A 13,850-nucleotide genomic window follows, 5' to 3' on the forward strand; every position below is an offset into this window, starting at 1 on the left:
AGCCCTAGCCGACCCATTTGACCATAAGCGTCGCCCCAGCGAAGGCTGGGGCCTCCAGCGGCTCCTGTCGTGCATCAGCGCCGGGATGACGCTTGCTTCAAGGTAGATGGATCAACCGCTATCGCCGAGGATCGCCGTCGCCGCGTGCTGTCCCGACAGCCATGCGCTTTCGACGCGCGGCGCGATCAGCCAGTCGCCGCACGCCGACAGCGCCAGCGCGGGCAGGCGGTAGCTGCCGATCCCCGCCGGAACCGAACGGGCATAGCGCCAGCGATGCGCGGCGGCATGGACCGGCCGGGGCAGGGCGACACGCTGGGCCAGCGCATCGCGCAGCAGATCGATCACCGTATCGCGTTCGGCTTCGAGATGGGCGGCGGACCATTCGGGCGTGGCGTGGATCGTCCATGCCTCGCCCGGCGAGCGGCCCGGCTTGGCGGCATTGCACGCAGCCGAATCGATGATGCCGTCACGCTCGATCAGCGGCGGCAGGGCGAGCGGCCGGTCGAAGCCGAGCATCACCGTCCAGCATGGCGCGGAGCGGTGCGCATCGGCCAGCGCCGCCAGCGTATCGTCGATCCCGGCGACGAGCGGGCCGACCTGTTCTGCGGGCAGCGCCACGACGATTTCGGCAAAGGGACCGTCCTCGCCAGCGTCATGGGCGACGTGCCAGCCATCGGTATCGCGCCGGATGCCACGGACATGGCACGACCAGCGCACGTCGAGCGGCGCCGCCATCGCGGCCAGCGGGGCGTCCATGCCCGGCGTGCCGACCCATGCGTCATCCCCCGCCGCCGGCCATGGTGCGACGATCCCGCCCCGCGCCCATGCCTGCACCGCGTCGGCGAAACCGGGGTCGCGCACGGTCATATATTGCGCGCCGTAATCGAAGACGAAGCGATACCCGTCGACCTCGACCGGGCGGCTCGCCATCCGGCCGCTCGGGCGGCGGCCCTTGTCGTACAGGCGGACGTCGCGCCCCGCCGCGGTTAGCCGGGTGGCACAGCTCAACCCGGCCATGCCGGCGCCGATGATCGCGATACCCTGAGTCATGTGTCGTCCCACCCCTTGTTGCGGCGCGGCAACGCACGGGGCCGGCGCAATGTTGCCCCGCGCGGCGTTGCAGGGCAACGGTACGGCGACCCGTTTCAGGAGAGTTTCCGCGATGCCGACCGACCGACGCAATCTGATGGCGCAGGGTGTACTGCTGGGGGCCGGCCTTGCGACCGGCGGCTTCGCGCCGGTCGCGGCCGGGCAGGCGCGGGGCGGCACGGCGGCATCGTTCGTCAGCAAGCGGCCCGCGCCCGCCGATCGCCGCTTCGTCAGTCCGGCGGTCGAACGCGAGATCGCGCGGGTCAGTCGCATGATCGCCGATCCCGAGCTCGCGTGGCTGTTCGCCAATTGCTATCCCAACACGCTCGACACCACCGTCCGCATGGGGATGATGGGCGGCAAGCCCGACAGCTTCGTCATCACCGGCGACATCCCCTGCCTGTGGCTGCGCGATTCGGCGGCGCAGGTGAAATCCTATCTCCATCTGGCGAAACAGGATGCGAAGCTGCGCGAGCTGTTTCGCGGGCTGATCGGCCGGCATGCGCGCAGCGTGCTGATCGACCCGTACGCCAATGCCTTCATGGAGGATCCGTCGGCCACCACCTCGCTCGACTGGGCGAAGACGGACGTGACCGAGATGAAGCCGGGCGTCGCCGAGCGCAAATGGGAGATCGATTCGCTATGCTATTCGATGCGGCTGTCGCATGGCTATTGGCATGAGACGCGCGATCCCGCGCCGTTCGACGCGGCATGGGCCGATGCGATGCGCGCGATCGTGCGCACCTTTCGCGAACAGCAGCGCAAGACTTCGCCTGGTCCGTACAAGTTCCAGCGCGCGAGCCGGCAGCCGACCGAGACGCTGCTCGCTGGTTATGGCGCACCGACGCGCAAGAACGGCATGATCCATTCGGGGTTTCGTCCGTCGGACGACGCCTGCCAATATTCGCTGTTCGTGCCGGCCAATCTGTTCGCGGTGACGACGCTGCGCGAAATGGCGCGGGTGGCGAGCGAGGCACGCGGCGACGCCGCGCTCGCGAACGACGCGACCGCGCTGGCCGACGAGGTCGCGGCGGCGACCGCGCAGCATGGCACGATGCGGCTGGCCGACGGGCACGACGTGTGGGCCTATGAGGTCGACGGCTATGGCAATGCGATCTTCATGGACGATGCCAACGTTCCCTCGCTCTCCAGCCTTGCGTGGCTTGGCTGCGTGCCGGCGGACGATGCGCGCTGGCAGCGGACGGCGGCGGCGGCGTGGAGCGAGGCGAACCCGTGGTTCTTCAAGGGCAGCGCGGGCGAGGGAATCGGCGGTCCGCATCAGGGGATGGACTATATCTGGCCGATGTCACTGATCGTTCGCGCGCTGTCGGCGCGCGACGATGCGACGATCCTCAAATGCCTCGCCACGCTCAAGCGCAGCCACGCCGGCACCGGCTTCATGCACGAGGCGTTCGAGAAGGACGATGTGCGCAAGTTCAGCCGCGACTGGTTCGCATGGGCCAACGGGCTGTTCGGTGAGCTGATCCTGCACCTCGCCGCGACCCGCCCGCAGTTGCTCCGGGCACCGCTCGACGCCGTGGCGGTGTAGCGTCAGTCTATGGCCATGTCTGGCTTCGGCTGAAGCCGGGCATGGCGTGGGACGGTATATTTGGGAAAAGTGGTGCCCGGAGACGGATTCGAACCGCCGACACTGCGATTTTCAGTCGCATGCTCTACCAACTGAGCTATCCGGGCACGCCCGGCAGGACCGGGAGAGCCGGCCTGTTAGCCGCGCTCCGCAAGGCTGTCCAGCCCGGTTTCGCCTTTTTCGTCGGAAGACGCCATCGGCCCCGCGATCCGATAGCCTTCGCCCATCCAGTTGAGCATGTCGCGGTCGCGACACCCCCGGCTGCAGAACGGGCGATGGTCCACGGTGGCGGGGTTGCCGCACAGCGGGCATTTGTTACGGGAAGCGAGCCTGGACATGGCCGCCGGATATGGCGAGCATGGCGTCGCCCCGCAAGGCGAGTGCGGTGCCCAGCATGCGTTCGACCGCCGCCACCCAGTCGGGATGCGCGGCGATGACCGCCACTACTGCCGGATGCGCGGTCAGCGTCCGCTCACCGCTGCCGCCGGTCCGCTCCGCCTGACGCAGCAGCACGCGGGCGTGGGCGGCGGGATCGGCGAACAGTTCGATCAACGAAGCGCGGCTGCGGCGGCGGACGATCTGGAGGAAGCCGAAGCCGTTGACGGCGGTGCGATCGAACGGTTGCGGCAGGGCCGAATCGACCGCGTCGGCGGCGGCGATGCGGACGGCCTTGTCGCCGACGGTCGGCAGGTCGATGCCGATTGATCCGGTGATGTCGAGCCGCGCGATCGCCCGCGCCGCCGCGCGCGCGCCGGCGATGGCGAGGTCGGCGGGGGCAAGGTCGCCGTCGATGTCGATCAGCGTCATCGCCGGGGTGGGGTGAATCGACAGTGCGCCGCCGACGAACATGACCGTCCGCGTCGCCGCTTCCTCGATCAGTTCGGCCCAGCCAGCGTCCGCCAGCAGGTCGCGATCGTACGGGCCGGGCAGCTGTGCGCCGGGCAGGTCGGCAAGGCTCGGCGCAGGGCCGAGGACGGCATCGGGCGCGGCGGGGCGGGCACGGGCGCGTTTGGGCTTGCCGGGTTCGGGCAGCGCGGGGCGGGTGATCTCGATGCGCAGCGTCGCGCCTTCGGTCACGGCGCGCGGCAGGGGATGGAGCAGCGCCTCGCCATCGTCCCATGCGACGATGCCCTCGTTGCGGACAGGCAGACGGCGGACGAGGCGTGCGGTCAGGATCGTGCCGGCGCGGAGCAGATCGTCGGGTTCGATCCGCGCCTCGACGATCGCGCCATCGACGAGCCTCGCCGCGCGCGTCTCGCCGATGCCGCGCTCGACGATCCAGCCTTCAGCCAAGCGGGACGCCGGCGGTTTCCAGCAGCGCGCGGGTGTCGAACAGCGGCAGGCCGATCACGCCCGAATGGCTGCCCGACAGGAAACGGACGAAGGCTTCGGCGCGGCCCTGGATCGCATAGCCGCCGGCCTTGCCCAGCCCTTCGCCACAGGCGACATAGGCGTCGATCTCACGCGGTTCGAGGCGTTTGAACGCGACGACCGTGTCACTGACACGGGTGCGCGCAGTGCCGTCGGGCATCAGCACGCAGACGGCGGACAGGCAATGATGCCGCCGGCCCGACAGCAGCCCGAGCAACTCGCGCTGCACCGCTTGCGTGGTGGCGGGCGGGAGGATGCGCCGGCCAACGGCGATGGTGGTGTCGCCCGCCAGCACGACCGCGCCGTCGACGGGGCCGATCGCGCGCGCCTTCGCCTCGGCCAGCCGCAGCGCATAGGGGCGCGGCAGTTCGTGCGCGAGCGGGCTCTCATCGATGTCGGGCGCCTCGACGCGGTCCGGCACCGCGCCGATCCGCGCCAGCAGGTCGCGGCGACGGGGCGAGGTGGAGGCGAGGATCAGGCGCATGGCCGGGGCCATGGAAACCGCCACGCTTACTTGAAGCGGTAGGTGATGCGACCCTTGGTGAGATCGTACGGGGTCAGTTCGACGAGCACCTCGTCGCCCACCAGCACGCGGATGCGGTTCTTGCGCATCTTGCCGGCAGTATGCCCCAGAATCTCGTGATCGTTCTCGAGCCGGACGCGGAACATCGCGTTGGGCAACAGCTCGACCACCTGGCCGCGCATTTCGAGAAGTTCTTCCTTCGCCAAACAAATACCTCGTGTGAATAGCACGCCGCAGCAAACCGGGCGGGTTCCCATAGGCGCTGCTCGCAAAAAAGGAAAGCGCGATCCGCCGGGCGCGCGGGCGGCACGGCCGGTCGATGTTCGCTGACGGTCCCGATGTGGGCGGCAGGGCGGCGAAAGGCAAGGCCCATCCGTATCGTCACCCCGGACTTGTTCCGGGGTCCACCCAGCCGGAAACGCTGCCGCTTGAGGCTTGGGCCACATCGATCGCCGCGCCGTGGACCCCGGAACAAGTCCGGGGTGACGAAGTGGAAGGGGGTGCCGCCGATATATGACTGTCGATCCGGCCCTATCCGTCAGGCCGGGTTATGCGCTTTCAGGAAGTCGGTCATCTCCCGCAGGAACTGCAACCGGTCTTCGCCGCGTGAAAAGAAATGGTCGCCGAGCGGCTGTTCGACATAGCGGTGGGCCTTCCCCGCGCGTTTCAGTTCGGCGGCGAGCATGCGCGACTGGGCGACCGGCACGCGCTTGTCCTGCTTGCCGTGCATCAGCAGGATCGGCGTCGAGAAATCGGCGGCGTGGAAGCGCGGCGACACCGTCTGGAAATCGGGGGCCTGTTTGCGCAGCCAGTCGCCGATCGTCCGGCCGTTCAGGAACTGGCTGTCGTAGCGGCGCAGCGCCGCAAGGTCGGACACGCCGGCATAGGAGACGGCGCAGCGATACAGGCTACCGTCGCGCTGTGCCGCACGCATCGCCGCATAGCCGCCGTACGATGCACCGACCATGCAGACCCGCTTGGGATCGGCGATCCCCTGTTTCGCGAGATGGGTGACGGCGTCGTTCAGGTCGTCCTGCATCTTCAGGCCCCATTCGCCCGCGCCCTTGCGGGCGAACGCGGTGCCATAGCCCGACGAGCCACGGTAATTGGGCTGAATCACGACATAGCCGAGTTCGGCCAGATATTGCGTCCACCAGTCCCAGCTTTCGCTGTCGCGTGCCGAGGGGCCGCCGTGCGGCAGGACGATCAGCGGCAGGTTCTTCTGCCCCGGCCGGTGGCGCGGCATCGTCAGCACCGCCTCGATCGGGGTGCCGTCGCGCGCGGCGTAGCGGATGGTGCTGACGGGCGAGAGGCGGCGGCCCTGCAACGCGGCGCTGCTCCAGCCGACGCGCTTCATCGCCGCGTCGCCGCTGTCCCAGTAATAGAGGCCGCCGGCCTGGTTGGGCGCTCCGACCTCGACCAGAAACCGGTCGCGCGCCTTGTCCCACGATACCAGCCGCGCGCGCCGGTCGCCGACCGCCTTGTCGATATTCTCCTGTAGCGTCTTCAGCTTGGGATCGAACCAGACGTTGCGGCGATGGCGGTCGGTCACGGATACGCCGGCGATGTCGTTCTCGGTCGCATTGTCGGTGATGCCGTCGACGTCATAGCCTTCGAGGCTGTAGAGCTTCTTGCCGAGCGCGAGGTCGGGCAGTGATACCTCATAGACGCTGGTGAAGCCGCCTTCGTCGTCGAAGGCGATCGCGCTGCCATCGGCGCGGAAGGTGATGGGCACGGTCAGCCCGTCCTCGTCGCGCCGTTCGCGCCGGGCGATGACGCGAAACTCCTCGTTGTTGTTCGCGCGGTAGAGCAGTGCCGAGCGGCGCGTCTGGTCGCTGTATTGATAGGCGGCGCGGACCTGCCCCTCGCCATCGGCGTACCAGTCGTGGATGTTGTTGCGCCCGCCGACGATCCGGCGCGACCGGCCGGTCGAGACGTCGACCTCGAACACCGCCGGGTTATAGTCTTCCTCGCGCTCGATCCCGGTCTGGCGCGACAGCAGGATGCGCGGGCTGCCGTCGTGCGCGGTCCACAGGACATTGTCGGCACGCAGCCCCGACTTGTCCCAGTCGATGCGGTTGCTCTTTTTGAGGTCGGCGCTGATGCCGATCATCCGGGTGATATAGACGTCGGTGCTGTACAGCATCTGCTGCGCGCCGACGCCGACGATTAGCCAGTCGTCGTTGACCCAGCGCCACCAGTTGATGTCGGTATTCTCGGGCGCGCCGAGCAGCGCCGGCTTGCCGCCGCCGAACAGGTCGGAGACGACGAGGACCTGCTGCCCGCCGACCGCCTGTTTGGCGACGACCTTCGTCCCGTCGGGCGACAGCCGGGGCGATTCATAGGCGGGCAATGTCGCGAACACGGTGATCGGCACCGGTGCATTGGCATCTGCTGCGGCGGGGGCGGGCGGCGCGGGCGGTGGCGTCTGCGCCGGCAGCGCGGCGGCCAGCGCCAGGCCGATCCAGAGCGGATGGTGCAGTATCGTCGTCATGGTCCCCCCGTTGCGGCGGGGGCGGGAGGGGCGGCGGTGTCCCCCGACACCCGCCGCACCGCCCGAATCGATCTCCCCGTCCTGTCCGACTATTGCGCGGTGGCGGGCGGGGCGCAATCGACTGTCAGCCGCCACCGGCCAGGGCGCTCAGCAGCAGCAGCGCGACGATGTTGGTGATCTTTATCATCGGATTGACGGCGGGGCCGGCGGTGTCCTTGTAGGGATCGCCCACCGTATCGCCGGTGACGGCGGCCTTGTGCGCCTCCGATCCCTTGCCACCGTGATTGCCGTCCTCGATGTATTTCTTGGCATTGTCCCAAGCGCCGCCGCCGCTGGTCATCGAGATGGCGACGAACAGGCCGGAGACGATGACGCCCAAAAGCATCGCGCCCAGCGCCGCGAACCCCTGCGCCTGTCCCGCCACCAGCATGACGATATAATAGACCGCGATCGGCGACAGGACGGGGAGGAGCGAGGGCACGATCATCTCGCGGATCGCGGCGCGGGTGACGATGTCGACGGTGCGGCCGTAATTGGGGCGGCTGGTGCCGGCCATGATGCCGGGGTCGGCGGCGAATTGCTGGCGGACGTCCTCCACCACCGATCCCGCCGCGCGGCCGACGGCGGTCATGCCGAACGCGCCGAACAGATAGGGGAGCAAGGCACCCAGCAACAATCCGACGATGACATAGGGGTTGGACAGCGAGAAATCGACGATCAGGTCGGGGAAGAACAGTTTCAGATCGGTGGTATAGGCCCCGAACAACACCAGTGCCGCCAGCGCCGCCGATCCGATCGCATAGCCCTTCGTCACCGCCTTGGTCGTGTTGCCGACCGCGTCGAGCGCGTCGGTGCGGCGGCGGACCTCGTCAGGCAGGTTCGCCATTTCGGCGATGCCGCCGGCATTGTCGGTGACGGGGCCATAGGCGTCGAGCGCCACGACCATGCCGGCGAGCGCCAGCAGCGCGGTGGCGGCGAAGGCGACGCCGATGATCCCGGCCAGTTGATAGGAAGCGATGACCGCGACGACGATCACCAGCGTCGGCAACGCGGTCGATTCGAGGCTGATGGCAAGGCCCTGGATGACGTTGGTGCCGTGGCCGGTGACGCTGGCCTTCGCGATCGACTTGACCGGGCGATAGGCGGTGCCGGTGTAATATTCGGTGATCCACACCAGCGCGGCGGTGACGCCCAACCCGATCATCATGCACCAGAACAGGTCCATGCCGGTGAAGCTCTGTCCGGCGACCGGGGCCTGCGCGCCGAGTGCCCCTTCCACGGTCAGCGTGTCGCCGCCCGGATCGAGGAAGCCCGCGCCGCCGATCACCGCGTTCATGTCACCCAGCGTATGGCTGGCGGCGAGATAGATCGCAGGGACGGCGAGCAGCACCGTGGTCCAGAACCCCTTGTAGAGCGCGCCCATGATCGACTGGCCCTTGCCCAACCGGACCATGTAGGTGCCGATGATCGAGGTGAGGATGCACGCCCCGCCGACGATCAGCGGCAGGGCCATCAGCCGCAGCAGTTCCTGCGGCGGGGCCTGTACCAAGAGCGCGATCGACACCATCGTCAGGCCGATCGTCACGACATAGGTTTCGAACAGGTCCGCGGCCATGCCGGCGCAGTCGCCGACGTTATCCCCGACATTGTCGGCGATGACGGCGGGGTTGCGCGGATCGTCCTCGGGGATGCCCGCCTCGACCTTGCCGACGAGGTCGGCGCCGACGTCCGCCGCCTTGGTGAAGATGCCGCCGCCCAGCCGCGCGAAGATCGAGATCAGCGACGCGCCGAAGGCGAGCGCGGTCAGCACCTCCACCACCTCGCGGTCGCCCGGACCATGGCCGGCGATGGCGACGAGATACCAGAACACGCCCGCGATCGCGATAAGGCCGAGGCCCGCGACGAGCATGCCGGTGATCGCGCCCGAGCGGAAGGCGAGGGTGAGGCCGCCCTGCAACGAGTGCCGCGCCGCCTCGGCGGTGCGGACGTTGGCGCGGACCGAAATCTCCATGCCGACATAGCCCGCCACCCCCGAGAGGATCGCGCCGATCAGGAAGCCGACCGTGGACAGGGGGCCGAGCGTCGGGAACAGCAGGATGGCGACGACGACGCCGACGACGGCGATGGTGCGATATTGCCGGCCGAGATAGGCCTTCGCCCCTTCCTGAATGGCGGCGGCAATATCCTGCATCCGCGCATTGCCGGGGGATGCGCGCAGCACCTGCCCGGCGGTGAGCGCGCCATAGAGCACGGCGATCACGCCGCACGCGATGGCCAGATAGACGATCGTCATATGTTGCAACCCCTCCTGCATGGGGGTCGCCCGGCTGTCTCGTCGGGTCGAACCCTGTGGCGGCAGCTTATGCCGATGGGCGGGGGAGGCAAGCGGTTAGTGGTGCTGGTATCCCAGCCGTGCGGGGAGCGGCACCGGCTGGTCGCCGTCGACCAGCCGCAGGCCGCTGCCGCCCTCGAACCAGCCGACCTGCGTGGCGGCGACCGGGGGCGTCGCGCCGGGGGGCAGGGCGAAGAGCAGTTCGTAATCGTCTCCGGCGGTCGCGGCGGTCAGGGCGTCGTCGCCGAAAGTGAGCAGCGCGTCGGACAGCGGCACCCGCGCCAGATCGATCGTGACCGCGACGCCGCTGGCCGCCGCCATCCGGCGGGCGTCGATCAGCAGGCCGTCGGACACGTCCATCATCGCGGTGACATGGGGGGCGAGCGCCTGCCCCTCGGCAAGGCGGGGGGTGGGGCGGCGATAGCGACCCAGCAGGGTAGGCGGACCGTCCGCGCCCTGCGCGATGGCGAGGCCCGCGCCGGCATCGCCGATCGTGCCCGTCACCCACAGCATGTCGCCGGCCCTCGCACCGCCGCGCAAGGGGGCCGAGGCGCTGCGGCCGATCGCGGTCAGCGACAGGAAGCGGGGGGCACCGGCGGGCAGGCGGACGGTGTCGCCGCCGAGCAGCGGACAATCGAACGCGCGCAGCACTCGGTCGAGCCCGGCAAGGAACGCCCGGTCCCAGCCATCGTCGCCGATCGGATAGCCGAGCATCACCCCCACCGGCACCGCGCCCTTGGCGGCGAGATCGGACAGGTTGGTCGCCACCAGCTTCCACGCGACGTCCTGCGGCGGATCGCTGTCGAGGAAATGGACGCCGGCGACGATCAGGTCCTTGGTCAGCACGAGGCTGCCCAGATGCGCGGCGTCGTCGGTGAGGCCGATCGCGCCGGGGTGGAGCGGCAGGGTCCGCAGCAGGCCAAGGAAATCGACCTCGGTCACGTCGCCTCGATCCATGTGCCATGGGCGTGGGCGATGGCGAGCATGCGTGCTGTGCCATTGCCGGGCCAGCTCTGTACCCATAATTCCTGCCGTTGCAGGACGCGCTCCGGCTCCATCCGTACCCATGCCAGCGGGCGGGCATCGGTGGCGCGGGTCGCGGCATCGTCCATCATCGCGGTGATCGCCGCGCGGCGTTCGTCGCCGAGATATTGCCAGACCACCGAATGCATCAGCACCCGCGTCACCCCCGCCCCCTGCGGTTCGGCCAGACGCGCGCCGAGCCAGTCGACCGCGTCCCCCGCCGCCAGATCGACCGGCCGGTCGCGCAGCATCGCGGTGGCAGCGGCGAGACGTACCTGCCGTTCGGGCTGATCCGCCCAGATATAACCGGCAAGCCGTCGTGCGAGGGCCGGATCGGTCGCATCGAGCGGGCGGAGGTCGACGCCGCGGACTGATTCGAAGGTGATGGGAACGGCGGGCGGCGGCGGGCCGCCCCAGTCGGGGCGGAGGACGACCGGGGCATCGACCGGACCGGTCAGGGTGCCGCCCAGATCGAACCGATAGCGATCGATCAGCAGGTTGAGCCCGGCGCTCGACCCGATCTCCAGCAGCTCGATACGGGGACCGTGCCGCCGGGCGACCTCCAGCAGACCGGCCATCAGCACGCCCGATCGCATCGGTTCGTTGGTCTGTGGTGGGCCGTCGAGCCACGGCAGCAACGCCGCGTCATGGGCGATCAGCGCATCGCCCAGTACCGCCGCCGCATCGCCCTGTCCCGCAAACAGCCGGGTCAGCGCAGGATCGATCCCGCTGCGCGCCATATCGTGCAGCCCGCCGGCCAGCCGGAGCGGCAGCGCATCGGCGATCGGTTCGCCAACCCAGTCGAGCACGGTCGCACCGGTGCGGCTGTCGCGCGACAGCGCGGCGGCAAGGCCGGTGCAGACCGCAGCGGTGATCGGGGCATCCATCGCCGCGCAAAAGGCGGCTTGGCTGTGAAAGGCGGCGCGAATCAGGGCGTCATCGGGCATGACCGGCGTGTTGCGCCCGACCTTCCCCCCAAGTAAAGCCCGCCCAGCCCATGACCGATCCCATCATCATCGCCGTGCCCAAGGGGCGCATCCTCGACGAAGCGATGCCGCTGCTGGCGCAGGCCGGCATCCGGCCCGAGGCCGCCTTTTCCGATCCCGACAGCCGGGCGCTGCGCTTTCGCACCGACCGGGCCGACATCGACCTGATCCGGGTGCGCGCGTTCGACGTCGCGACCTTCGTCGCGCATGGCGCGGCGCAGCTCGGCATCGTCGGGTCGGACGTGCTGGCCGAGTTCGACTATTCGGAGCTGTACGCGCCGGTCGACCTGAAGATCGGCCATTGCCGCATCTCGGTGGCTGAGCCCGCCGACATGGCGGCGACCGACGATCCGCGCGGGTGGAGCCATGTGCGGATCGCCACCAAATATCCCTATACCACCCGCCGCCATTTCGCCGCGCGCGGCGTGCAGGCGGAATGCGTGAAGCTGAACGGCGCGATGGAACTGGCCCCGGTGCTGGGCCTCGCGCCGCGCATCGTCGACCTCGTCTCGTCGGGGCGGACGCTCAAGGAGAATGGCCTCGTGGAAGTCGAGACGATCGCCGAGGTGACGTCGCGCCTCGTCGTCAACCGGGCGGCGTTCAAGACGCGGGCGCAGGTCGTGCCGCTGGTCGAGGCGTTTCGCCGGGCGGTGGCGGCATGATCCGGCTGGATGCCGATGCGGCGGGCTTCGCCGCCGATTTCACCGCGCTGGTCGAGGGGCGGCGCGAGGCCGACGGCGATGTGGCGCGCGACGTGGCGGCGATCCTGCGGTCGGTGCGCGAGGATGGCGACGCGGCGGTGCGGGCGTTCACGCAGAAGTTCGACGGCCACGATCCCGATGCGACCGGCTGGCGGATCGAGCGGGCGACGTGCGACGCGGCGCTGGCCGGGCTCGACCCGGAACTGCGCGCGGCGCTGGAATTGGCGCACGAGCGGATCGTCGCCTATCACGCCAAGCAACGGCCCGAGGATCGCGACGAGGTGGATGGCGCGGGCGTCCGGCTGGGCGCGCGGTGGAGCGCGGTGGCGGCCGCCGGGGTCTATGTGCCCGGCGGGCGCGCGGCCTATCCGTCATCGGTGCTGATGAACGTGGTGCCGGCCAGGGTCGCCGGGGTCGAGCGGATCGTGATGGTGACGCCCACGCCCAACGGCGAGGTCAATCCGCTGGTGCTGGCCGCCGCGGCGCTTGCCGGGGTGGACGAGGTGTGGCGGATCGGTGGGGCGCAGGCGGTCGCGGCGCTGGCCTATGGCACCGACCGGATCGGCGCGGTCGATGTCGTGACCGGGCCGGGCAATGCGTGGGTCGCCGAGGCCAAGCGGCAGTTGTACGGCGTGGTCGGCATCGACATGGTCGCGGGGCCGTCGGAGATCGTGGTGGTCGCTGACGGCGCGAACGACCCGGCGTGGATCGCCGCCGACCTGCTGAGCCAGGCCGAGCATGACCCGACCAGCCAGTCGATCCTGTTCACCGACGATGCGGGCTTTGCCGACCGGGTCGCGCAAGCGGTCGACGCGCAGATCGCCGAGCTGGCGACGGCGAAGGTCGCGCGGGCGAGCTGGGATGCCAACGGGGCGATCGTGCTGGTGCCGACGCTGGTCGACGCCATGCCGCTGGTCGACCGGCTGGCGCCCGAGCATCTCGAACTGGCGGTCGAGGACCCCGAGCCGTTGTTCGCGCTGGTGCGCAATGCCGGGTCGGTGTTCCTCGGGCGGTACACGCCCGAGGCGGTCGGCGATTATGTCGCGGGGCCGAACCATGTGCTGCCGACCGGGCGGCGGGCGCGCTTCGCGTCGGGGCTGTCGGTGCTGGATTACATGAAGCGCACGAGCTTCCTCGGGCTGGACCGCGCGGCGCTGGGGCGGATCGGGCCGGCGGCGGTGACGCTGGCGGGGGCCGAGGGGTTGCCGGCGCATGCACGGTCGGTCGCCATTCGACTAGGTGCGCCGGGCGAGGCGTAGCGAAGCAGCGCCGGGTGAGGTGCAGCAAAGCTGCATCGAGCCGTATTAGGCGCTGCCGGCCGGCGGCGCGGGAAGCGCCGTCCGACGGCACGGGCTTTGCCCGTGGCGGGCCGAATTGGGTGCCGTTCGGGGCGGCGTTGCGGGCCATCGCGGCCGACCCACCCCCGGCCCCTCCCTTGTCAGGGAGGGGAGGAATTCCGCCCGAAGTTTACAAAGTTTACACTAACGACGCGCCGCATGACGTGCGTCCGTCCGACGACACGGGATTTGCCCGTGGCGGGCCGCAGTCGAGGTTGATCCATCTACCTCGCAACAAACGTCATCCCAGCGAAGGCTGGGATCTCCCGGGGCTGATGCGCGATAGGAGCCGCGAGAGGCCCCAGCCTTCGCTGGGGCGACGGGCCTGGCGGGCGGTCAATTCCGCCCAAAGTTTACAAAGTTTACACTAGGCGGTGTCTGCATTTGCAGGATTTTCAATCGCCGG

Annotated in this window: 12 protein-coding genes and 1 tRNA gene; 3 read left to right on the forward strand and 10 right to left on the reverse strand. The window is 69.5% G+C overall.

Annotation, left to right across the window (positions count from 1 at the left end):
• Window positions 1-111: 111 nt before the first annotated feature.
• The gene (locus ASE78_RS17995) at window positions 112-1,050 is read right to left on the reverse strand and encodes an NAD(P)/FAD-dependent oxidoreductase (RefSeq protein ID WP_056499094.1); all 939 of its coding nucleotides are present in this window, start codon (window positions 1,048-1,050) and stop codon (window positions 112-114) included.
• A gap of 112 nt (window positions 1,051-1,162) precedes the next feature.
• Here ASE78_RS17995 and ASE78_RS18000 point away from each other — a divergent pair, with 112 nt between their 5' ends.
• A complete protein-coding gene (locus ASE78_RS18000) occupies window positions 1,163-2,638 on the forward strand; it encodes a glycoside hydrolase family 125 protein (protein WP_200911084.1) in 1,476 nt (491 codons plus the stop codon).
• Window positions 2,639-2,708: 70 nt separating this feature from the next.
• On the opposite strand, the gene ASE78_RS18005 is transcribed toward ASE78_RS18000, so the two are convergent.
• The 9 genes from ASE78_RS18005 to ASE78_RS18040 form a co-directional block, all read right to left on the reverse strand.
• A tRNA-Phe gene (locus ASE78_RS18005) sits at window positions 2,709-2,784 on the reverse strand.
• Between the two features lie 30 nt (window positions 2,785-2,814).
• On the reverse strand, window positions 2,815-3,015 hold the full coding sequence (locus ASE78_RS18465; RefSeq protein ID WP_082467314.1) for a DNA gyrase inhibitor YacG: 201 nt from the start codon (window positions 3,013-3,015) through the stop codon (window positions 2,815-2,817).
• On the reverse strand, window positions 2,993-3,970 hold the full coding sequence (locus ASE78_RS18010; RefSeq protein ID WP_056499097.1) for a ribonuclease: 978 nt from the start codon (window positions 3,968-3,970) through the stop codon (window positions 2,993-2,995). Before ASE78_RS18010 ends, ASE78_RS18465 begins: the two co-directional genes overlap by 23 nt.
• Window positions 3,963-4,532 (reverse strand): Maf family protein, encoded by a 570-nt coding sequence (locus ASE78_RS18015; RefSeq protein ID WP_056499368.1) that lies wholly within the window; start codon window positions 4,530-4,532, stop codon window positions 3,963-3,965. The genes ASE78_RS18010 and ASE78_RS18015 overlap by 8 nt, the downstream gene beginning before the upstream one ends.
• 26 nt (window positions 4,533-4,558) lie before the next feature.
• Window positions 4,559-4,777: a translation initiation factor IF-1 gene (infA, locus tag ASE78_RS18020; RefSeq protein ID WP_003049127.1), complete on the reverse strand. Its 219-nt coding sequence runs from the start codon at window positions 4,775-4,777 to the stop codon at window positions 4,559-4,561.
• Between the two features lie 332 nt (window positions 4,778-5,109).
• Window positions 5,110-7,065 carry an alpha/beta hydrolase family protein gene (locus ASE78_RS18025; RefSeq protein ID WP_056499100.1) on the reverse strand — a complete coding sequence of 652 codons (1,956 nt, stop codon included), beginning with the start codon at window positions 7,063-7,065 and terminating at the stop codon, window positions 5,110-5,112.
• Window positions 7,066-7,189: 124 nt separating this feature from the next.
• Window positions 7,190-9,358: a sodium-translocating pyrophosphatase gene (locus ASE78_RS18030; RefSeq protein ID WP_056499103.1), complete on the reverse strand. Its 2,169-nt coding sequence runs from the start codon at window positions 9,356-9,358 to the stop codon at window positions 7,190-7,192.
• Between the two features lie 96 nt (window positions 9,359-9,454).
• Window positions 9,455-10,339 (reverse strand): thiamine-phosphate kinase, encoded by an 885-nt coding sequence (gene thiL / locus ASE78_RS18035; RefSeq protein ID WP_056499372.1) that lies wholly within the window; start codon window positions 10,337-10,339, stop codon window positions 9,455-9,457.
• Window positions 10,336-11,367: a DUF2332 domain-containing protein gene (locus ASE78_RS18040; protein WP_056499107.1), complete on the reverse strand. Its 1,032-nt coding sequence runs from the start codon at window positions 11,365-11,367 to the stop codon at window positions 10,336-10,338. Before ASE78_RS18040 ends, thiL begins: the two co-directional genes overlap by 4 nt.
• 50 nt (window positions 11,368-11,417) lie before the next feature.
• On the opposite strand from ASE78_RS18040, the gene hisG reads away from it, so the two are divergent.
• Both hisG and hisD read left to right on the forward strand, forming a co-directional pair.
• Window positions 11,418-12,068 carry an ATP phosphoribosyltransferase gene (hisG, locus tag ASE78_RS18045; RefSeq protein ID WP_056499110.1) on the forward strand — a complete coding sequence of 217 codons (651 nt, stop codon included), beginning with the start codon at window positions 11,418-11,420 and terminating at the stop codon, window positions 12,066-12,068.
• Window positions 12,065-13,366: a histidinol dehydrogenase gene (hisD, locus tag ASE78_RS18050; RefSeq protein WP_056499114.1), complete on the forward strand. Its 1,302-nt coding sequence runs from the start codon at window positions 12,065-12,067 to the stop codon at window positions 13,364-13,366. The genes hisG and hisD overlap by 4 nt, the downstream gene beginning before the upstream one ends.
• Window positions 13,367-13,850 lie beyond the last annotated feature (484 nt).

This window comes from Sphingomonas sp. Leaf25, from assembly GCF_001421635.1.
In the GTDB taxonomy this organism is placed as follows: domain Bacteria; phylum Pseudomonadota; class Alphaproteobacteria; order Sphingomonadales; family Sphingomonadaceae; genus Sphingomonas.

Coding starts and splice junctions, on each gene's coding strand:
- ASE78_RS18000 (WP_200911084.1), top strand. CDS start 1,163: ATGCCGACCGACCGACGCAATCTGATGGCGCAGGGTGTACTGCTGGGG.
- ASE78_RS18465 (WP_082467314.1), bottom strand. CDS start 3,015: ATGTCCAGGCTCGCTTCCCGTAACAAATGCCCGCTGTGCGGCAACCCC.
- ASE78_RS18015 (WP_056499368.1), bottom strand. CDS start 4,532: ATGCGCCTGATCCTCGCCTCCACCTCGCCCCGTCGCCGCGACCTGCTG.
- hisG (WP_056499110.1), top strand. CDS start 11,418: ATGACCGATCCCATCATCATCGCCGTGCCCAAGGGGCGCATCCTCGAC.
- ASE78_RS18025 (WP_056499100.1), bottom strand. CDS start 7,065: ATGACGACGATACTGCACCATCCGCTCTGGATCGGCCTGGCGCTGGCC.
- hisD (WP_056499114.1), top strand. CDS start 12,065: ATGATCCGGCTGGATGCCGATGCGGCGGGCTTCGCCGCCGATTTCACC.
- ASE78_RS18030 (WP_056499103.1), bottom strand. CDS start 9,358: ATGACGATCGTCTATCTGGCCATCGCGTGCGGCGTGATCGCCGTGCTC.
- ASE78_RS17995 (WP_056499094.1), bottom strand. CDS start 1,050: ATGACTCAGGGTATCGCGATCATCGGCGCCGGCATGGCCGGGTTGAGC.
- ASE78_RS18040 (WP_056499107.1), bottom strand. CDS start 11,367: ATGCCCGATGACGCCCTGATTCGCGCCGCCTTTCACAGCCAAGCCGCC.